Here is a 20,440-nt window from a genome sequence, read left to right as displayed (position 1 = left end):
TGTTGTATATGTAAAAAAGAAGCCCTATTAAGGACTTCTCTACAGTGAAGCTAAAATCGTATCGCAAAAATCATTAATCATCGTGCCGAACTGACGCCGATCATTGGTGAGTTGCTTGGAAACAATCTTACCCGTTTCGTTAGCGTCACCCGACCCGTTGATCGTGATTTTCGGACTATATGTGAACTGTGGCCGAATCGTTATGTTACCACTCTTCGGCTTCAGACTTGCCTTACTGGTTGCGTTGAACTTCGTTTGGGAAGCCTTCATCTTTGCCAACTCTTTTTGCATCTTTAAAAATGCCTTGAATTGAGCAAAGATACCGCTAGGACTCTTTGAAGCACGATCACTCATCGCTTCCGCAATCAGCGGATCGGCACTTGGCCGGTGAGTGTTAATCGCAACTTCGCTTTCGCCTGGTACTTCACCAAAGATGTTCAGTTTACCTGTTTCAGCCCAACCACCATTAGCAAAACGGCGAGACCCATGTGGCCCCGATCCAAGCCAATCAAATTTGCGTTTTCCCCAGATAGTGGTCATACCAGTTGCTGACTTGTATTGGCTATTATTCAAATAGGCTAATACTTGGTCGTACGGACTGCTCCAGTTCTTGTGACCAGCCACAGCATAGTTCATAAAAGTACTCCTGACATACTGTAATGGACCACCAGCTGGGTTACCGTTAGCGGAGTTAACATCATGAATTGTTTGTCCGATATTTCGATTACCGGATTCGGATACCGCCATTCTCATGATATCGCTCGCAACTTTCGCTCGAACACTTTCAGGAACTTTCATTACTTCTTCAGCCTTAGCAATCATCGCCTTAGTGATGGCATTACCACCAGTAGAAGTAAATCCGCCGACATCTCCGAAGTCATCTGCCAAATTTTTACCAACCCATTTAATTTGACTAGAAAGTTCTTTCTTAACGAGTTTGGTCAACCCTGAATCTTTTCCGCCTTTTTTCTTGTCATCGCCATTTGCAATAGCGGCACCACTAACACGTCCAAAGTAATGCGGACCGTGTGGGAAGTACTTAACATCACTCACACCAATATTTGGGTGATTATCGGGTGATTGCGCAGAATAATATTTACCTCCACCCATATAAACACCAATATGGCCATTATTACCAACCAAGTCACCCGGTTTGGCATTAGCTGCACTAATACGATGCGCGTAATTAATCTGTGCCCCCGAAACTCGAGGGTAGTTAATTCCGAATGCGTGCTTCAACGCATACTGAACTAATCCTGAACAGTCAAATGAATTAGGCCCAGTTGCACCCCATACATAAGGTTTCCCATGACCATATTTATAAACTGCTTTGACAAGAGCAGCCCCGTTAATAGACGCGGTACCATCATCACTACTCATTGCATCGTTCAATACAGACCAAACAGTTTGATACCATTTGGTTCCTAATGAATCAACTGCTTTTGAGCCAACTAAGCCTAAATCTTTCGCTAAATCCGTGTCCATTACTCGAAGGTTAATTTTAGCATCAAAGTCTTTAGAAAAGGCTTTGTCAGGTGCCTTACTGTTTCCCGTAATAATCCGCTTCAGCGCATCCGTACCTTTCGCAAAGTGTGGCAAGTTACCAAACATTTGGCGGGTTTCCGAGCCGTTGAGGATCTCATCACCCTTCTGCAGTTTAGTAACCACGTTACGTCCCTTAGGAAACATCACGTTTCCACCACGAACGATAGCTTCTTGATGCGGTCCCACAGAAGCATCGTTAACCACAGCTAACTGATCATGACTGATTGGGCCTTTAGACCCGGTTGCATAGTGCGCCAAATTCAACGTGGCTTTGTTACCACCAAATTGAGATAACACGCTATTAATTGACTTAAACCCACGATTCAATGCTGAAATCGTCTTCGACATTGCACTTTGAGCATAAACCGGTAAGTTATTAATGCCATCTTTAAAGTTCGTATAAATCGCCTTGACGTACGTCTGAACGCCTTTGTACATCTGCTTCATCTGCGTCATGGAGTTCTTTTGAGTATCATCAAAATCGCCAACGGTATTATTCTGCAACTTTTGGGTCTGCTTCTTAGTGTCTGAAGTTAGATCCTTAAATGTCGAAGTTGATTTTTTCTGTAATTGTGTCATTTGCTTAGTCGAAACCTTGTTGGACTTGGTATATCCGTTCTGAATTGATTTAGAGATTGACTTCATCGACTTCTTAGTTGATTCAGAAGTTTTGCTTAGGTTAGCACCCTTCAGCGAAACTGAAGTTGAACCAATTGCTGTAGTCAGCTTAGAGGTCCCTTTAGCGAATCCCGGCAGTGTTTTACCTTTGCCAAGGCCACCGTTATACAACTGGCGTGTGTCCTTGGCGTTCAAAACATGTTCTCCAGCGAATAGTCGCGTAACCGTTGGCCCATTACCGAGTGTTCGGAATTTACCCGTTAACGGATTGTACGCCAACTCAGTACCGGCTTCGTTAACCATGGCCAACTGAGTTTTACTGATTGGACCACCAGTTGCCTTGCCGATACCGGTTTGCACATTGATCTTAGGTTTAGACTGCTTTGGTGCACCCTTACCGCTACCGATACTCTGTGCAGTTTTGACGTTCTTAGTGATACCATCGCCACCAGACGACCCGGTTCCACCACTCAACCAGCGTTTAATCGTTTGAATTGGGTGCAGGACGAGGTCACCGAGATTCTTAGCAAGGTCTGTGATACCATCCCAAACCGAACCGAGAATATCCGAGAGTACGTTTTTAATCGTTCCAAAAATACCACTAAAGATTTGAACGGCATCTTTCCAAGCGCTCTTCCAGCGACCGTGAATTAAATCAGAAACCAGTGCAAATGTACCGCTAACCGTCTTAATCAAGCCACTCAAAATATGGCCAACGGCTTTAATCGCCGTCTTTGCAACTGCACCGAATACTTTAAACGCCACACCAGCAATTTTCATCGTAGGTACGAGTACTGATTTAAAGAACTTCATTGCGCCTTTGATTGCATCACCGCCACCCTTACCGGATAACGGCTTTACAACGTACTTTTCCCACGACTTGGATACACCCTTAGTAGCCGAACTCCAAACTTTACTAATGGATCGCGTAACGGACTGGAATGGCTTCAATAGTTTACTGAATGTCTTTTGAACACTCTTAACCGCTGAGCCAATCGACTTCTGAACCTTTTTAGGTAACGCTTTTTGAATTGTTGCACCAAATTTAGCCCCAAGTGTTTGACCGATAGCTGCACCAGCCATACCACCAATTGGACCAAATAAGGAACCAATTGCACCACCAGCTAACATCCCAGTTGCGGATCCAACCTTCTTACCGGCGTTTTTCTGATTCATGCCAATCAGGTTAGTTCCAGCCATCGCTACATCCAAAATTGGAATTCGAGAAGCAACTTTACCAGCAATTGATAAACTGCCTTTAGCAATACTCCCCATACGCGAAATACCAGGAATTTTACCGACTAAGCTAGTCGCTTTTGAAACGCCACCCTTAGCAATAGTCTTAGTATCGCCCCATAACGTAGGTAGTAACGACTTAGTGCCTTGCTTGATAGCTGAAGCACGTTTACCAACACGCGTATTACCCAACCAGGTCTTAATTGGTCCGGGAGCTTTAACGCTCACATTCTTACCACGACCAGATTCATTTAGTAACCAGCTACCAGGAATACGAGCCTTGCTGCTAAACTTTGTAGTCCGTCCACTACTCTTCTCAGACTTCCCGCCAAATCCAACTAAGTCAGCAATAGATCCCAGGATACCCGTCTTACCCTTACCACCACCGAGTTTGCTGATAGCACCTAAAGCACTGTGCATCTTCATCAGTGATCCCGCAACTAACGCTAATGGACCAACTACTGCAGTAATTGCAAGCGCGGCACCAGTAAATTTCTTCACCGGTTCAGGTAACCCTTGGAATTTTTCGAGAATATCAGCGACACTCTTGGCCAACTTTGTCAGAGTCGGCATCCAAGCATTCGCGATATCAACACCAGAGTTCAATAACCCCTGCTTAACTCGATTCCATTGATTCTGGAAGGTATCAAGGTTTTTCTCAGATAATTTGGCAACATAACCTTTACCGCCGTTCATATCCTGTGCCTTCGAAACCTTCTTATCCAGAGCATCAACTTTCTTGTAAGAAGCACCCAGAGCCTGTGCAGCACTCGACGCGTTTACGCCAAATAAGGCCGCATAGATTGCGCCCTTGTCAGTTTTGCTCATACCCTTCATCTTAGAATCTAGTTTCGCAAAGATATCTTGAATTGGTAGCAATTCGTTGTGTGCGTCTCGGAAATCGCTGTACTTCAACCCGAGTTTATCCATTGCATTGGGTGCCTTACCTTTAGAAGGCGGATTGATTAACCGCTGATAAATTTGGCGCATCGAAGTACCGGCTTGTGAGCCATCGATCCCAAAATTGGATAATTCACCGATTGCCGACGCTGTGGTATGCAGCGATTGATGAGCTGCATGCGCATCAGGCCCGGCATACTTCAGTGCCTCACCTAAACCGCCAAAGCTAGTTGCTGTAAGGTCGGCACTATAAGCCATTTGGTTAATCGCTGTTTTGCTGGCACGTTTCATTCCCTTAACGCTATTGGATTTCATCCCGAATTGTTCAATGGCAGACGCACCGTTGTCAACTACGTCATCGTATGAGTCGCCAGATGCAAGTGTGCCTTGTAAATAAGAGTTCTGAGAACCCAGCGCTTGTGCGGTCGTATAACCACGCCGATTTAAGGTCTCGTACCCTTTGGCGATTTTGGTGGCTTTCACACCGTACTGGTTGGAATAGCTAGTAGCGTCTTTGCGCATTTTAGCAACATTTCGCTTAGCCTCGGCTGGGCTTTCGCCACCAGTCGTTGCCAAGTTATTGATCACCTTAAACTCATTCTGCAAGTCCGTGGCAGTTTTAAGTGCGACGCCTGCACCGGCGGTGATGGCTGCGAAAGACGCCGTGGCTGTTGCACCAAACGCCTGCATCTTGCTGCCTAACGAATCGAGGTCACGCGCTTGCCTAGCGAAATGGACTTGCCCGTTAGCACGCTTCATGCTAGACCCAAATCTATCAGTCTTTCGTGCTGTTCGATCTAAAGCATCGTTAGACCGATTCACACTGGAGGTTACTTTGTCAACATGATCATGCAACCTATCAACGCTATGTGACATCTTATTGAATTTGTCCCCATTAACATGGTCAACGGCGGTATCAAACCGCTTCATAGCGTTCTGAGCATCTTTGGCCGCACCCGTCAATTTAGGAAAGAGCTTTTCCACTTGTTGAATGGTTTTTTGCATCCCAGCAAGTTTAGAGAGACCATCAATATCGATTTTATACGATATCCGATCACCAGCAATATCGGTCATCAGGCCCCCTCCTTTCCCCCAAACGCCAACGCAATAGCTGAAGCCTGATTGTAACAGGCCATTTTATAACGCTGTTCGGTCGCATACTGCAGAATACTTAGTTCATTGCCAGACATTCCCTGAATCTCTTCGCGGGTGATATTAACTGCACCGTGCATGTACGCTGACCATTCCATCGCCATCGCCGGATTTCGGTCAAAAATCTTCTCAATCTGACGTTTGTTGAAGAAGATATTACTCCGATAGGTAAAACGTCGTGATGATGCCCATAAAGTCATCCAGTTCACTCTTCGTCATGCCAATCTTAGAAAGGCTTTCAAAAGTGACTGTATGCAATGGGGCACCATCCACCAGAATTACTCGAATAAGTTCCTTCATGATCATTTGATATACTTCAACGTTGTTAACCATCATGTAACGTTGTCCCGTCTTACTTTCGTTAAAACGAAGCGTCGTATCAGATAGTTTAGCGCTAATCCCTAAGTCAGGCTTAACCACCGACGTCTTTAGCGTCTTCCCGTTCTTCAGCACGTAATTGAAGTTGAAGTTATCATCCACCTTCAGTTCCGGTTCATCCGAAGTACGTTTGATTGAGGGTAATGTGTCCATCACTTCCGGGTGCGTGTCTGTTGCCTCACCATCTGCAGTATCATCCGCTTTACCTTGATAATCCGGCATTGCAGTAACGTTAGCCGTTTCATCAGCAGTTGCTGTAGCCGCAGAAGTTGGAACTCCTGCTGAAGGTTCAGTTGCGCCTTCGGTCAAAACATCATCAATACTTGTTGCTTCACTCATATAAACTTCCTCCTAGATTAAGCAGCCTTGTTGCCTTCAAGCGTTGCCTTAACGCATGAGAAGGCACAATCAACAGTTTGTGCACCACCACCGATATTGATATCAGGCTTCTTAGTGAGCAATGACTTGCCTGAGTAAACGTGTTCGTATGGTGTAACGATGTTGATCTTGTGGTAACCGGTTGAAGCACCATAACCCATGATTTCTTGCCAAGTGTCGGACGCACGGTTCAAGTGCATCGTGATCGTAGCACGGTCATCATGGTTCTTTACTGCAGTCCCAGCGCCTTGCGCATCGATTTCCAGCGTAACGTTATCCGTTAACCAGGTAATACTTACAAGGTCATTCCCGTTGAAATACTTAACCAACTTGTCATCCAAGTAAACGGCGACGTCGGCAGCATCAAACAACGGTTCGTCGTCTTCAAGTGCGTTGGATAGGTTTTGATCAGCCATATATAATTCCCCCTTTACATTACGATTGTGTTTTCAATGTAGACGTCTTCGACCATGCCCATTGGGTGGTACTTCGTCTTAACACCACGCATTTCACGCTTAGTTTCATACGTCTTAGGCAACTCACCAGGTTTTGCGTAGTCCACGCTGTAATCTGGTTTACCCGTTTCTAACCCCGAATCATCAAGTTCAGGCGCAATGATATCCAAATCACCAGCATCTAAAAAGACACCCCGAATGACAGTAATGATGGCGTCAAAGCCAACTTCACTGTATGGGATGCCTTCTTTAGCATTTTGAACAAATAAGTGGGTGGTTTGAATCGTAATTTGATTCTGTATCCAATCCCACCCTAAAATCGTATCAATATGGACATCGTCGGCTGACATCCGTGAACTCGTCAACCGAGCAGAATCTAGAACGTAGGCGTACGTGACGATGTTGTAAGCATCTAGTTGCGCTAAATCATCCGGTGTAAAGCTATAACGATCCTGTTCCTTGGTGTAAGGTAAATCACCGATTGCGTACTTCCAAGCCGAATGCGGTTTACGACCATAGACCGTACCAATCACAGCGGCATCGAATACGTTGTTGTACGTATCTTGCATGTCAGCGGTCGAATCATCAACTGCAGGCAACGTTAACTTGAAAGTCCGTTTGTTACCTACATAACCCTGCATGTCCGTTACGTTGGTAGAATATGCCATATAGATACCGGTGTTTTGTAATTCAATAAAGTTTGAAATTGCTTCCGAAACATCAGCATTAAATTCTGCTAAGAACCAGAACTGTGGTCCCGCAAAGTAATACTTCTTCAGTGCTTGAACTGCACCTACCGCGTCTGTAGCAAGTTCACCAGTAGCTGAAGCAACATCAGCCGTAATCAAAGCACCATCACTAGTTGGTGTGGCTTTAACGTTTGTGGGTGCCGCTTCGGTATCGCTCTTACCTGGTGCAAATGTAACTACCAGCAAGCTGGCAGCTTCTTGATTCGCCGCAAAGTACGCGCGCGCCTTTTTCCATGTTGGCGAATAAAGATCGTAGTCTTCGGCCACACCATCTAAATCGTCGTAAACCACAATACCTTGCTTGTCGCCTTTAACTAACATGCCTGCAAAGACATCTTTGGCAGCCGTCAAGTACTGGTTTGAAATATGAGCCGGTGAAATCCGGTTCAAGGTACTAAATAATGTACTAGCCATTATTCATCCTCCTTCGTATCAATTGAAATATCCGTGATCGCTGAAATTTGATCAATCGGACTCTGGTAATGTCGATAGTATTGAAATGTCACATCGAAGCCAACGTGATGCACGGCCGAAATGGGTAAATTCGTAATTGAGCGAGTGTTTGGCGTGGTTACCTGTTGAATCGTAAATCCACCATCCCGTCTCATAGACTGCCGAGTGTAACGGTCAGCAAGATAGATTCTCAACTTTCCACAAGAACGGGTTGCTTCCAACATTGTTTTAGCGAATACGTCTAACGATACTGTCGTTTCAAACAAGCCGTCATTCAACGTTGCGTCACCTAAAACTGGGTCGTCAATCACTATTGGATAGTACGTTACAAATGGTAAAGTTTTCGTTTGTGCAATTCGCTCATTGGGAACGACTGACATCCCAGTAATCTGTTCAACTACCTTGATGAGCGTACCAAGGTGTTTTTCAACTTGGGTTGGATCCTCATCAAATGGATACAAGTGCGTCATCCCCCTTCAGCAGATACACAAAAATACCGGCTACGTTGTCGTACTCGGCAATTTTATCAATTTGTAGGACGTGGCCCTTCGTTTCCACTAACGTTCCACGGCGATACTCGTGTTCTGAATACCACTTATACATCGTTGGCAGTGTATCGCCACCACCACTCATCAGTTGCACCATTTCAGCAGAAAAATCGGACGATTTTGGTACGACCGGGTCATTTAGTCGTTCGACTTTCGAATCATTATCTAAATCCTGCTGCGTAAATGAAATAGCTTCGTTTAACGAATTAACATGGTCACCATCGAGAATGTTAAATGCTGGGTGAGCCCTAACAGGAACAGCGAATACGCTCAATGCTTCGTATAGATCTTCAACGATACTCATCGCTTAACGACCTCCTTATCAATTGAGCGGTACAAGCCACCGGTATCAACTAATGGCTGGTTACGTCCCTTTTTCCTGATAGTGCTTGGGGCGTTGGGTGGCCCCACAATATCAATTTGGTGTTTGACGTCTTCAACCATCCGATCACCCACTATTTTGTAGGCTTTATTACCGGTCAGTGAACCATTCAGCACTCCCTTAACTGCTTCACGACTGACAAAACGCCAACCATGTTTGCTGTTTCGGTACAGCGAACCACGCAAAAAAGACCGGGCTGGAATTTTAGTAGTACCAAATTCGTTGTACCGGACAATCTGTTGTAGTTCCTCCTGAGTATGTTCAGGTACCTCTTTGATTGCACCAACCGATACTTGATTAGCGTTCAACTGCTTCAACCTTCGCTGTTGCAATCGAAGCTTCCTGATGACGGCGTCTGCACCCGATTCCATTAGTAAACCAGCGGAATCTTAATCGTACTACCAACCTTCAATTCATTGGTTTCGATTCCGTTGGCCTGCTTAATGGCACCCACGGTCGTTTTAGCGCGTAACTTCAACCACAAGTTAAACACCGTGTCGCCTTCTTCAACGTGATAACTAGCAAATTGAACTTCACGCCGACCAATGAGCACTACACCCACCGGCTTCAACGTGTTGGTTCGCTTCTTTCGTGGCATTCCAATCATCCTTCCTACAAAAATTGAACTTGATTCTGACCATACCCTTGTTCTGACAGCAAATGTTTAAACTCGCTCCAGTAATCATCGGTATTGGCATCATCAAATTTGGTGTACTCTCCGTCATCAGCTTTAACCGACTTAAAGCGGTCCCTATGCTTTAGTACATCTACAAAAATCAAATGGCAGGCATACAAATAGGTCGCACGACCCAACACAGCACTATTCAGTTCGTATGCCTGAATCAGCCCCATTGCATCTTGCACTTTGTCCCTGATAGTTGCCTCATCTATTCCCTTCATTCGCGGGTTATTTTCAACCTTGGTGATGAGTTCCTCGATTGCCAATTAGCTCACCTCGCTAGCTAGCGGTAACTGTGATTTTAGCGCCGTCATCCGTTGCCGTTGCTGTTACCCCCGTTGGTGCGGGTGCTTGCGCTTTGTTAACAGTAAAGGCCGGTACGGGAACCTTATCCGATTCCGTTAGCTTGCCATCAGGGTCAGTGTGACTAGCTTCGTAATCGCCAGCCGCTACTGCGGTACCAGCGTCCAATCCGGTAATTACGACGCCATCAGCGTCGGTTCCGGTAAATGCAGGCGTCGTTTCGCCCTTTTTATAAATGTTTAAAGTTAAAGCCATTTCATGTTGCCTCCTTAGCCTGCAGTTGCAGGCTTGACAGTAAATCCGGGCACATCAACACGTTTAGATTCGGTCAATGCACCAGTATTATCGGTGTGAGTAACTTGGTAGTCCCCATCAGCAACCACAGTCCCGGCTGCTAAACCAGTAATAGCTACACCGGTTGCATCGTCACCAGTTGCAAGTGCAGTCGTGCCGCCTTTTGCGTAAACATTAAGCTTTAAAGCCATGGATGATTCCTCCTTCATTCTGTTAAGTGAGCGAGTAGTTGAGCCTTGGTGTCATTAGTCTTATACACGACGCTGTGAGCGTCCAAATAAGCTCTGATCGCATCATTGGTCCAACTGTCATCAGGGACGCCGCCCATTTCAGACGGCGAATCTATTTTGACGCGGTACCCGCAGTAATCAGCGCACCGTCATCTGTCGGGGTCGCCACCACATTAGTCGGCGCAGTAGCCTGTGTAGTGCTACCGTTTTCGTTATTAGGTGGCGTTACGCTTTTGGGTTAAGCACATCGAGTACGAACACTGAATCAATTTGTTCAAACGTTGGAATGAACTGTTGTGATACCTTAGTAACCTTAGTTACTGGGTCAGCTTCTGCGGTGGTCGTAATAGCCACACCGGTATCAGTGATAGATACGTCAGCGGCAGCACTAGCCATCAAATCAGCTTCTTCAGGCGTGGTACTAAACACAGTTGCACCTAAATTACCTTGAGGCATGAAAATTGCCTTGCCATCTGGAATGAAGTAGTGGATTTTACCATCGGTCCCAGTGTAGTACTGGTTATCAATCAGCACTGACAATGAGTATTCATCTAACAGATAACTGAGTAAATCCTTCTTAGGCAATACCAAGTTAGCCGTATTAGCGTTATTTGGCACGATGGTGGATTTCAACGAGTTATCCCGCAGCAATAAGTTGAACGTCTTCTTGTTCATTAACACTCGCGAAATTGTTTGGCCAGTATCATTACCAATCCTGTCCTGTGCCATCATGATATCGTCAACTGGTGTAGAACCGTCTGCACCCCAGATACCCTTTGCGCCACTGATGTGAGTTGCAGGCATTTCATAATCTTCTTCGTACAACTGATCATTCCCAGAAATACTAAATTTGCCGCCCAACACTAATTGGGAACGAACAAGTTCCCGCGTGATTGCGGCGCCACGAATCAAATCAACGTTATCGTTAAAGATTTTGTTGAAAATGATGTCCTTTTGGCTAGTGACCGGTGAAGTGGCAGCTAACAATAGTTGTTGGCGCAACGCTTCATCAATATATTTAGATTCCTTATAGAAGTTGGTGTGAGTGCCAACCTTTTCAAATCCTTGGCGTTCGCGTGGAATTGCGTTAACGTTGAACGCTGATGGGTTCAGGGGCTTAGGGGCATTGGTCATACCACGGAACCAGGTAACATCACTGGCACTTTGTTTTTGGTTAGGAAATAACGTTTCAAGCCCATATGGTGCTTCTTTAGCCTGAATAGTTTCCCAGAATGCTTTGGTTTCAGCGGACGTGATACCGCTAAACATATCAATTGGATCCATTAAACTATCCCTCCTTACTTATTACGTTTAAAGAACGTGACCTTGCTAGTCAAGGCCGTCTTAACGTCATCGCTAATCGTTACACCGTCAGGTAATCGGTTCTCGTTGATGTAACCAAACACAATCATGGCGCCATTGCCGTGACCGGTGCTTACATCAACTGCATACTCCAAAATACCTTGTACGGTACTATCGCTAACTGCCGATAATACAGCAGTTTCGTCATCTAACGCGGACGTTGCACCACCAATTGGTGTACCAGCCGGGATGATTTTCTTCCCCTGAGCATTCGCTGTAACGCCGGTATCGTTAAGTTGCACACTCAAAGCAACCTTAGGACCAACAATCCCTAGCACTTGCTTTGGTGAGCCATATACAGTTCGTTGCATATCTCTATTCCTCCTTAACCGAACGGACTTGGTCGCTTGGACTCAGTGCTGTTTGTTGCCAAACGTTGTCCTAGTTTACCCGCCTGTTCATTTCCTTTTTCGCCGTTGCGTCGTGGAGCTTTGCCAGTGAGGTATTCTTGTTTAACTGATTCACGAATTCGCTTGGTCAAATCTTTTAACCAGTCAACGTTAGCCTGCGTACTCTCAGCCTCAGTCGTCACGATATGAGTGAGGTCTTCATCCGTTACTGTGATGCCCGCTTCAGTAGCAGCTTTACGTGCGGTACCAGTCATTTCGAACTTGGCAACCTTGGCTTTAGCATCTGCCGCTTCTTGTTGAGCCTGTTGAAGTGCATAATCCTTCTTCTGATCACCGTTCATCTTGTCCAGTTTGGCGGCCTCATCCTTTTCGGCTTGCTGTTCAGCCTTCCACTTAGCAAACTTCTTGTCGATAATGGCGTCCACCTCAGCGTCAGAATACTTTTTCTCATCTGCTTTGGTTTCAGTGCTGTCGTCACTGTGGGTGTCTGATTGGGTTTGCGTAGTCGTAGTATCGCCACCACCAGCCGGGTTATCCTCAGCAAACATCCGTAATCCGTTAGAAAACAAGTTTAAATTCTTCATAGGTAAAACTCCTTCCATAGCTTTTTGAGGGGATCAATGCTTGCCCTTATCCGTAGCTTTTAAAGACGCTCCACGCCTGGTCAATGGTATAAAAATGCCCACGCTAGGGGCTAAATTAATTAAACTGATTGGTCAAATGGCACTTTAGTGCATCGACAATTAGGATGGCTGTCATCGGGAATGCTAGGGCAGTCATCAACAGCATACGGCCCACCATCGGCAATACCCATACATTTTGAGCATGCTCCCGGCTCAGTGACCCATTGAATCCACTTAACACTCTGCATCCGATACGTAGTCATATTGACCTGGTCAACTAAGCGAGCTGACTCAGTACGCACAATGCGCCTAGTGTTGGCCTGCATCTGAGTGATGCGGTCAGCTACCGATTGATTCGGCTTAAACTGTGCCGGATTAGCGTGTTTGGTCAACAGATTCTGCAGGTCAACCAAACTCATACCGTGGCGCAAGTGTTTGTTGACTAGGTTCTCAACGTCATTTGCCAACGTGTCGGTATCAAGCCATAAATTATTCGACCACAGCTCTTGTGTACTCGCCTGAGTAATTATGCTCGATACCTTTTTACGCTGTGACTGCGTCATTTTATAAGCCGTAGCCATACGTTTAAATTCTGATTCACCGTCCGACTTAACCCGCTGCTTAATCGCCTGACGATGCTTGACGACCATCTGTAGCAGACCAACGCCGATGATGGCGCCAATCATGTGCGGCTTGTCGATGCCTGCAACGACGCCGTAAGCTTTCAGTCGCTTGGTTGCTTCCTCCGGCCAGTCCGCAGTGTTGAGTGAGTCGATGGCCTGTTTCCACTGCGACAAGTCCCACTTGGACACTCGGCCTTGAACCTGCGTTAACGACAGGCCGGTTTCGTCGGCGTACTCTTGGTAAAAATGTAGCAAGTGATCCCGGATAAACGCCAAACACTCATCGTAATAGACATCCGTCGCCTGGTCGGTCTGATCATCAAGCCTTATTAGCTCCTGAATCCGCGCCTGTTGTTGTTTGACCGTTATTGCCATCACCTACACCGCCCTTCTGCTGGTCAGTTTGGTTAAGTACGGCTTGCACCATGGCGGCGCTTGATTGCTGGTCCTCAGTCTGCTCTTGCTTAATGAGTTCGAGTTCCTTGTCGGGATCCTCGATAAACGACATTTGAGCCAACGCAGTACGCTTACTAGTACGTCCCCATAAGTAACTGAGTGTTTGACCTTCTTCCAATAGATTCTGTGGAATGGATTGTGTGAACTTAAACGTCAAGTCTGGCCATGCGTCCATTGAGGTACCTCTCAGCGTCGACAGCACGCACTGAAACACGTCGCGCAATGCCTTCTTGAACTTCTGTGACTTGGTACCCGCCATGTCTTTCATCGGCTGATATTTGAGCCGTAGCGTGACACCGGACGGGTTCCCACTGAACGCCTCGTCATTCATGTTCGTCACTGACGCAATCTGGTAAATGTAGTCAACCAATCGGTCAATCAGATTTTCCTGCGTTGTGTCAGCGTTCGGTTTTGCCATGAAGTCAACCTCAGCGTCTTCGTTATTAGAGCCGTTCACGACCACTAAGCGATTGTCACGCAAACTCTGGCTAAACTCTTTGCTCTCGTCACCACTCATGTAAGCGTTGATAATTTTAAGGTAAGCGTCGGCAAAGTAGTCGACGTCATTGGCTTTCTCACTCATCGCCTTATCCAGCTCGTCAAAGATGCTGTAAATGTCAGCACACATTGCCATGCGCTCCTTGTTCTCCGGTGCCTCAATGATAGGCACGATTGGATAAGGATTGATCACGGCAGACGTTTGGTCCATGTAGTTGTTTGAGCTGCCATCGACGATAAAGTGACGCTCGTACTGCTGGTCAATCAAGGTGACCGTCGTGTAGCCGTCACTATTGAGCCCGTAGTGAACGCCGTAACGAACATGCTCAGCGAACGTGTCATCGTAAATCAAGAACGTATTGAGCGGGTCCACATCGACGACACACGGTTGACCGGTCTCATCTTGGTAGACATAGAAAAAGGCCCGTCCATAGATTGAACTGGCCTTGGATACCTCACTCATCGTATCCTCAAAATTATTCACGTTCTCCCACGTCTCGATTGCTGCATCCACACTCTTAGTCGGGTGATCAACCTTAATGGGCGTCCCATCAAAGAACCCATTGAATGTCGTGACCGCCTTCTTCGGAAAGTTAATCACTAACCGATTATCTGGCTTGTAGAGTGCTTTGCGTTGCTTGTGCAAGATAAAGTGGTTACCCTCATAGTAGTTACGGTCCCGCAGGTACTTCTTGCGAATATGCAGGCGGTGATAGTCGATTAGCTCTAGCAAGTCACCGCCAGTGATTTCTTCATCCGCCGGGAACAGGAACAGATTGTGATGCGTAATTTGTGCATGACCCAGGAATCGGTTGTCTAATTCCGGCAAATCTACTTCTAATGCCAAACTGTCACCTCCTTAAATTTTGAATGATTGAACTCGCTGTGGTTTGTAGTGCTTCGTGTAGTACGCGTATCGCCAAGCATCCATTGCATGATCATGATCCTTAACTGGTGCATCGTTTTTGTCGTCCCAGATATAGTTGTAGATTTCATCCATAAACGATTCCGTTGCGCTTTCCACCACATACATGTGCTTAGTCTTCAGCGCGCTCGCCACAAACTCAATACCAGATAGCACCGACTTATTGCCGTTACGTGCATTGATTCCTTCACGTCTAAAGCGGTCAATATGTTCGACACGCGCAGTATCGCAATAGAATGGAATGTTCTTCCCATACTTAGCTCGCACCTTGTTGGCATATTCAACCCAGTAATCAATTTCCTTGAACTGTTTACTGTGTTCACGAACCACGTAGGTATTGCCCTGACCGTCATCGCCCAGCACCATGATTGAGCCTGCATGCGAATATCCCCAGTCGACACCAGCGTAATAAGTTAGCCCCATCGGTAACTGATCTGGCGTAATGCAATGTACCCGTTTATCAAAATCGGCGTACACAACACCCTCGCCGGACACCCACAGGCCCTTAATGGCACGATCATAAAACATGCCGCTAGGCGTTGATTCCTTAAGCGACCGTACATAATCGGCATCCAGAAACGTGTTGTCGTCAATCGTAAAATGATTGCTGACAATTGATTTACTGTGTTCAGGGTTATCGATGTACTTTTTCTTAAGCCAGTGAGTCGGAACGTCTGGGTTAGTGTCACAAACAACACGCGCACCGTGGACAGAACAACGATATCGAATTTCGGTGAAGACTTCCTCGTTTGCTAGTGAGGCTTCATTAACGTAAGCTCCAGTAGCCGTCATACCACGAATAGCACCCAATCCAGCAATGGACCCGGTGAACGCCTGTACGATAGTAACCGCTGGTAAGCCGTTGAATTTAAGTTGAAACGAGTTGTGCTTATCAAATTGGAATTCCATGCCGAACGTATTCATGATTTCAGTCAACACGTTGTTATAGATAGACTTGCTACTAACACCGGCCAGAATGTATAGCGGGTGTGCAATTTCATGTTTTTGTGCAACCTGTGCTGCATGTTTAACTTCATACAAAAACACGAAATTATCCACGAATGTTTTTCCAGCACGGACCGCACCGTAGTTAACCATCAGCTTCCAATTTGGGTCAAACAGTTCTTGATTGATCACTTCCTGCTGCTTGGGCGTAAACAGGTTATTCAGTTGAATCGTCATGCTGTTCACTCCCTTGCACAATCGTGTTCAACAGTTTATCAATGCTTTCCATTTGACCATTTGTATTAACATTCGCCGCCGTTACTCTCATCGCAGCCAAATCGGCCTCGGCTTTAAGTCTACGAATTTGCTCACGATCTGATGCCTTCAATCCAAGCACATCAGTAATCGAGTTAACCGATTGAAGCATGGCGTCTGCATTAGCTTTCTTCACACCGTTGGCAATCATATCGGCTTTTGATTCATCGTGAACAAACGTCAGCTCATCAACTACTTTAGGAATCGACCAATCATATTCCGCTGCAGTAGATTCTGAAATCTTAGTTATTCTTAGTGCAACTTTCGGTTCTTTGGCAAGCTTAGACGCATTCACATACGCAGTTGCCAATGATGGCTTATTTCCAACGTATGCCGTCTGATAAGCCCGGTATAACGGTATTCGTTTGCCGCCTACTAGCTGAGCAAACAGCTCCTGTTGTGGTGTTAAATCACTGTTTTTTGTCGCTTTAAGCGTTCCTTTTGAATAGGAGCGCTCCTTTTGGTCATTAGGAACGTTCCCTTTAGAGTGTTCCTTTTGACAACCGTCGTTATTTCCGTCCCAATTATCTTCTGACTTCCACTTTCTGATTCGGTTTGGCGGTTTCCCAAGCTGATTTGCAATTTCCTTTAACGTTATTTTCTTGCCTGATTCCAGCCAGATACGTTTGGCTTCATCACGAGCTGGATCTCTTTTTCTACTCATTACATACCACCACACCTCCATATATAATAATTTGTACGCTTACTTGCCAGCGTTAATCACGGCCAACAACTTCCCAACCGTCGCTAAATAATTCAATATTTGTTTCTTTCCATGGCACACGTCCAAATCTGGATTGCACATATAAATACGGCGCTGTCATCTTACTGTGCTTATCTGGATATTGAGCAAGTATAACAACATCTGGCTTCCATTGAGGGAGTCTCATGCCCTTTCCATTTTTCACTTGTTCTAATGCTTCTCCGAAATCCATAATGGTTCCTCCTTATTTTCCAAGCTAAAAGTGCCATGCCTGTTTTGCTTGGCACGGCGCTCTTTGCGTTTTTGCTCGTCAAAATACTTTTCCAGATCCCGGTAGACTTTTAATTCCATCGGAAACACTGGCCCATAATCTGCTGAGCTGATAATCCTCACTCTGCTCATGTGTCCGCCTCCAAGTAGCCCTCAACCGTGATTTTGGGTGTGTGGCGGGTGTTAAATGCTTGGACGTACTCTTTTACCGTTTGATAACAGTAAGCCATATCGACGCGAATTTTACGGTGTGGGCGATTACCGTTGACCGCCGTTCCATTGAGTAATCTCCGGCACCGCTGTGCCCGCTGCATTAAATCAAAATAATCTTTATCGTTCATTCCGGTGCCTCCTAAATTTATGTACTAAAAAAGCCGGCTGACTAAGCCGACTTGCGCGAAAACTAACTATGCCCGCCCTGAGAGGAGCGTTCACCTCCGTGAATGTTAACGGGCAATGCAACCGGCGGGATTCGAACCCGCAAAACCATTTTCTCGATTGCATAACGGCGCACTAATCGAAACAACAAAACGTGGAGGACGTTCCTTCTTTCGATTTTAGATTTTTTGTGTGCGCCAAAGAAGCGACGGGGATTTGAACCCCGCTCAGTCCAAAGTAGCCTACGCTTCGGTGCATCGACTAAATTAAACTAACCATCACCCATGAGTTCCAACGCTCACGAGTTCACTCCTAGTTAGGCTTGCCTCATGGGCTACCATACCATTGTCGCCTACCCTTGCTGACCTCGGTGCACCGGTGCTTCCATCGCGACATAGGGATATCTCCCAGAGCTTCGCGGGTATTTGACTCAACATCTCACCACGGATTTGAACCGTGCCCTACAGCAAAACAAGCTGTCGTACTTCGCTATACGAATGAGATATGATGATGTGGGGCGAGGTTTCCAGTCCCCACTTACCGAACCGGCTTCTTGAGTGGATGCTCAATGACCGAAATCACTTGGCTCACGTTCCGCACTCATCAATGCGTAGGAGTTGACCAACTTTGAAACTTCTTTAAACTTGCTTGCATGTGTGATCTTACTCGCATATACAAGGTGTAACTCAACAAGCATGGTGCAAGTTGGACTCGAACCAGCAACCTCACGATTATAAGTCGTGTGCTCTACCAACTGAGCTATTGCACTATATTTGACCGTCCGGCGACGGTCATGTTTGAAGGAAACCAATTTGTCAACTACTCGTCACTAAAGTAACGAGCTTGTAACTCACGACCCTATGGGTCAGTAGTTCAAACGTCCTAAGACTCCTACCAAAGTGGTTACATCTTCGGGTGGTTGACAACACCCGTTTAATAACTAGGATTTACCCAGCTATTCTTCGTTTGATTTAACTTGTTTGAAACTGGTTAGCTTATCGGTAACCCAGTTGGTACCCAGTAGTTGAATATTCATTGCACCCACCCGGTCATCATTGCTGGTATAACCACAATGGGTACAGTGATACTCATGGGTACAGTGGTTACGGGCCAACTTGTCTATTGAACCACATTTAGGACAACGTTGACTAGTGTAGTGGGCGTCTATCTTAATCACGGTCGAGCCTGTAAGCTCAGCCTTGTAGGTTAAGAATTGTTCAAATTGATAGAAAGCCCAACTAACCTGTTCATATCGTTTGTCTTTTGTTGCCTTTTCAGTTGCAAAGCGAACATTGGTTAAATCTTCAATTGTGAATACTGTGCCACTACCATACGTATCAACGAGTGTCTTAGTTACTTGATGATTAATATCGCTCATCCAGCGGTTTTCTCGTTGATTGATAGCCTTCAGTCTACGCTTGGCAGACTTAGTACCTTTGCTTTGTAATTGTTGACGCAACCGCTTAAATTTACGGCGTTTAGCTGTTATTGATTTACCTGAAACAAAGGAAGTATTACCTTTTTCATCATAGACCGTGGTTAAAAACCGTAATCCCCGGTCTAATCCCACAACATGTTTGAGAGTATCCTTCTCAAATTTAGAGTTATCTAAAGTACAAGAAACATGTAAGAAGTAGCGTCCTTGGGATTTAACCAGTTTTGCGGTTCCTAACTTTCCTTGTTTTAAATACTTATCAAAGCCTTTGGTTGAAAAACTCATTTTTTCCCGGGTGCCCACAGTATTGATAGAGAGCTGGTCTTTAACAAGCGACCAATCTCTAACGGACACAAGATCACATTGTGGACGGCGAAATTGGATAGGCTTTTGCAACCAGTCAAGGTTACGTTTAACTGAAACCCACTTTCCAGATTTCGAGTCTAGGTATTTGTAAGGCTTCCTTCCAAGCTGAGTATTAACTGTTTTGTATCTAGCTAACACTGTTTTAAAACTAGACTGGGTCATTTGTGCTTTAAGTCCAAACCTATTCCTTATTAAGTGATATAAGGATTTCTGTAAGTCACTTTGCTTTGGCTTAAAACTATGCTCAAAGTAGTAATTAGATACTAGGTTAGACGCTAAACGGTATTGTTCCATTGTTGCCTCTAGTAGGTTAGCTTGATTACCGTTTGGATACAACCTTAACTTCAAAGTAATTGTGGTCAAATTGTTTCACCTTCTTTCACTATTAATTATACGCTCATATTCTAGTGAAAGATATTATATACAACTAATATTTTAGAAAAGAGGCGTGTTGCTCAAGACGACGATTCCTCTCGGTACTAAAGTACCGAGTTTCCTCGTCTAGCAACTCTTATGAAGGCTTGTCGGCTAATCGGACCGGCAATTGCACAGCCCGGAGTTGAACCGGGATCTGACTGTGAAGGTCAGTGAGTGACCACTCTCCGTACGCAAACGGTAAAGGAAATAACGCAGTCGTCAATGGTGTTAACTGCGATTAAGAATATTTTGCCGACCAATCCGGGCCGACAAAGTGGGCAGCGGGATTTGCACCCGCATCTTGATCTGCTCTACTTGAGCTATGCCCATAGCATGTGGTCGTTTTCCGCCGGCCACACTAGCTTGATTCACGTACAAAAGAAAGACGGTACCTATGACTGTTACCAGCCAAAGCATGAAGTGGGAGTCGAACCCACGTTGCCCATTACAATCATGCGTGTTGCTTGGGGGTAT

General features: G+C 45.6%; 23 protein-coding genes and 1 tRNA gene. All 24 read right to left on the bottom strand.

Features of this window, described 5'->3' with window-relative positions:
* Positions 1 to 39: 39 nt before the first annotated feature.
* The 24 genes from ACYVR3_RS07175 to ACYVR3_RS07060 all read right to left on the bottom strand — a co-directional run bounded on the left by ACYVR3_RS07175 (position 40) and on the right by ACYVR3_RS07060 (position 19,912).
* Positions 40 to 5,373, bottom strand: coding sequence for a phage tail tape measure protein (locus ACYVR3_RS07175; protein WP_461243678.1), 5,334 nt, complete (start codon positions 5,371 to 5,373; stop codon positions 40 to 42).
* Positions 5,373 to 5,651, bottom strand: a complete 279-nt coding sequence (locus ACYVR3_RS07170) for a hypothetical protein (RefSeq protein ID WP_461243677.1) — start codon at positions 5,649 to 5,651, stop codon at positions 5,373 to 5,375. Before ACYVR3_RS07170 ends, ACYVR3_RS07175 begins: the two co-directional genes overlap by 1 nt.
* Positions 5,608 to 6,168 carry a hypothetical protein gene (locus ACYVR3_RS07165; protein ID WP_461243676.1) on the bottom strand — a complete coding sequence of 187 codons (561 nt, stop codon included), beginning with the start codon at positions 6,166 to 6,168 and terminating at the stop codon, positions 5,608 to 5,610. Before ACYVR3_RS07165 ends, ACYVR3_RS07170 begins: the two co-directional genes overlap by 44 nt.
* A gap of 17 nt (positions 6,169 to 6,185) precedes the next feature.
* Complete coding sequence (locus ACYVR3_RS07160) at positions 6,186 to 6,623, bottom strand: hypothetical protein (RefSeq protein ID WP_461243675.1); 438 nt, start codon at positions 6,621 to 6,623, stop codon at positions 6,186 to 6,188.
* Between the two features lie 14 nt (positions 6,624 to 6,637).
* Positions 6,638 to 7,825 carry a hypothetical protein gene (locus ACYVR3_RS07155; RefSeq protein WP_461243674.1) on the bottom strand — a complete coding sequence of 396 codons (1,188 nt, stop codon included), beginning with the start codon at positions 7,823 to 7,825 and terminating at the stop codon, positions 6,638 to 6,640.
* Complete coding sequence (locus ACYVR3_RS07150) at positions 7,825 to 8,325, bottom strand: phage neck terminator protein (protein ID WP_461243673.1); 501 nt, start codon at positions 8,323 to 8,325, stop codon at positions 7,825 to 7,827. The genes ACYVR3_RS07155 and ACYVR3_RS07150 overlap by 1 nt, the downstream gene beginning before the upstream one ends.
* A complete protein-coding gene (locus ACYVR3_RS07145; protein ID WP_461243672.1) occupies positions 8,312 to 8,716 on the bottom strand; it encodes a hypothetical protein in 405 nt (134 codons plus the stop codon). The genes ACYVR3_RS07150 and ACYVR3_RS07145 overlap by 14 nt, the downstream gene beginning before the upstream one ends.
* Positions 8,713 to 9,126: a hypothetical protein gene (locus ACYVR3_RS07140; RefSeq protein WP_461243671.1), complete on the bottom strand. Its 414-nt coding sequence runs from the start codon at positions 9,124 to 9,126 to the stop codon at positions 8,713 to 8,715. Before ACYVR3_RS07140 ends, ACYVR3_RS07145 begins: the two co-directional genes overlap by 4 nt.
* Positions 9,127 to 9,164: 38 nt before the next feature.
* Positions 9,165 to 9,392 carry a LysM peptidoglycan-binding domain-containing protein gene (locus ACYVR3_RS07135; protein WP_461243670.1) on the bottom strand — a complete coding sequence of 76 codons (228 nt, stop codon included), beginning with the start codon at positions 9,390 to 9,392 and terminating at the stop codon, positions 9,165 to 9,167.
* 14 nt (positions 9,393 to 9,406) lie between these two features.
* Complete coding sequence (locus ACYVR3_RS07130) at positions 9,407 to 9,739, bottom strand: hypothetical protein (RefSeq protein ID WP_461243669.1); 333 nt, start codon at positions 9,737 to 9,739, stop codon at positions 9,407 to 9,409.
* A 13-nt stretch (positions 9,740 to 9,752) separates the two neighbouring features.
* The gene (locus ACYVR3_RS07125) at positions 9,753 to 10,031 is read right to left on the bottom strand and encodes a hypothetical protein (RefSeq protein ID WP_461243668.1); all 279 of its coding nucleotides are present in this window, start codon (positions 10,029 to 10,031) and stop codon (positions 9,753 to 9,755) included.
* Between the two features lie 14 nt (positions 10,032 to 10,045).
* Positions 10,046 to 10,261: a hypothetical protein gene (locus ACYVR3_RS07120; protein WP_461243667.1), complete on the bottom strand. Its 216-nt coding sequence runs from the start codon at positions 10,259 to 10,261 to the stop codon at positions 10,046 to 10,048.
* A 264-nt stretch (positions 10,262 to 10,525) separates the two neighbouring features.
* Complete coding sequence (locus ACYVR3_RS07115) at positions 10,526 to 11,584, bottom strand: major capsid protein (RefSeq protein WP_461243666.1); 1,059 nt, start codon at positions 11,582 to 11,584, stop codon at positions 10,526 to 10,528.
* Between the two features lie 14 nt (positions 11,585 to 11,598).
* Entirely contained in the window at positions 11,599 to 11,973 is a 375-nt protein-coding gene (locus tag ACYVR3_RS07110; protein ID WP_461243665.1) for a hypothetical protein, read from the bottom strand.
* 14 nt (positions 11,974 to 11,987) lie between these two features.
* Positions 11,988 to 12,596 carry a DUF4355 domain-containing protein gene (locus ACYVR3_RS07105; protein WP_461243664.1) on the bottom strand — a complete coding sequence of 203 codons (609 nt, stop codon included), beginning with the start codon at positions 12,594 to 12,596 and terminating at the stop codon, positions 11,988 to 11,990.
* A 119-nt stretch (positions 12,597 to 12,715) separates the two neighbouring features.
* Positions 12,716 to 13,633 carry a hypothetical protein gene (locus ACYVR3_RS07100; RefSeq protein ID WP_461243663.1) on the bottom strand — a complete coding sequence of 306 codons (918 nt, stop codon included), beginning with the start codon at positions 13,631 to 13,633 and terminating at the stop codon, positions 12,716 to 12,718.
* On the bottom strand, positions 13,578 to 15,059 hold the full coding sequence (locus ACYVR3_RS07095; RefSeq protein ID WP_461243662.1) for a phage portal protein: 1,482 nt from the start codon (positions 15,057 to 15,059) through the stop codon (positions 13,578 to 13,580). Before ACYVR3_RS07095 ends, ACYVR3_RS07100 begins: the two co-directional genes overlap by 56 nt.
* A 12-nt stretch (positions 15,060 to 15,071) precedes the next feature.
* A complete protein-coding gene (locus tag ACYVR3_RS07090) occupies positions 15,072 to 16,319 on the bottom strand; it encodes a PBSX family phage terminase large subunit (RefSeq protein ID WP_461243661.1) in 1,248 nt (415 codons plus the stop codon).
* Complete coding sequence (locus ACYVR3_RS07085; RefSeq protein ID WP_461243660.1) at positions 16,300 to 17,061, bottom strand: phage terminase small subunit-related protein; 762 nt, start codon at positions 17,059 to 17,061, stop codon at positions 16,300 to 16,302. The genes ACYVR3_RS07090 and ACYVR3_RS07085 overlap by 20 nt, the downstream gene beginning before the upstream one ends.
* Positions 17,062 to 17,113: 52 nt before the next feature.
* Complete coding sequence (locus ACYVR3_RS07080) at positions 17,114 to 17,332, bottom strand: Thoeris anti-defense Tad2 family protein (protein WP_461243659.1); 219 nt, start codon at positions 17,330 to 17,332, stop codon at positions 17,114 to 17,116.
* A complete protein-coding gene (locus ACYVR3_RS07075; protein ID WP_461243658.1) occupies positions 17,311 to 17,502 on the bottom strand; it encodes a hypothetical protein in 192 nt (63 codons plus the stop codon). Before ACYVR3_RS07075 ends, ACYVR3_RS07080 begins: the two co-directional genes overlap by 22 nt.
* Positions 17,499 to 17,711 carry a hypothetical protein gene (locus ACYVR3_RS07070; RefSeq protein WP_461243657.1) on the bottom strand — a complete coding sequence of 71 codons (213 nt, stop codon included), beginning with the start codon at positions 17,709 to 17,711 and terminating at the stop codon, positions 17,499 to 17,501. The genes ACYVR3_RS07075 and ACYVR3_RS07070 overlap by 4 nt, the downstream gene beginning before the upstream one ends.
* Positions 17,712 to 18,444: 733 nt before the next feature.
* Positions 18,445 to 18,516: transfer RNA gene (locus ACYVR3_RS07065), tRNA-Ile, on the bottom strand.
* 187 nt (positions 18,517 to 18,703) lie between these two features.
* Positions 18,704 to 19,912, bottom strand: a complete 1,209-nt coding sequence (locus ACYVR3_RS07060; RefSeq protein WP_461243656.1) for an RNA-guided endonuclease InsQ/TnpB family protein — start codon at positions 19,910 to 19,912, stop codon at positions 18,704 to 18,706.
* Positions 19,913 to 20,440: the final 528 nt, after the last annotated feature.

It is taken from the genome of Secundilactobacillus muriivasis (genome assembly GCF_054785195.1).
This window is presented reverse-complemented; position numbering and strand designations above follow the sequence as displayed.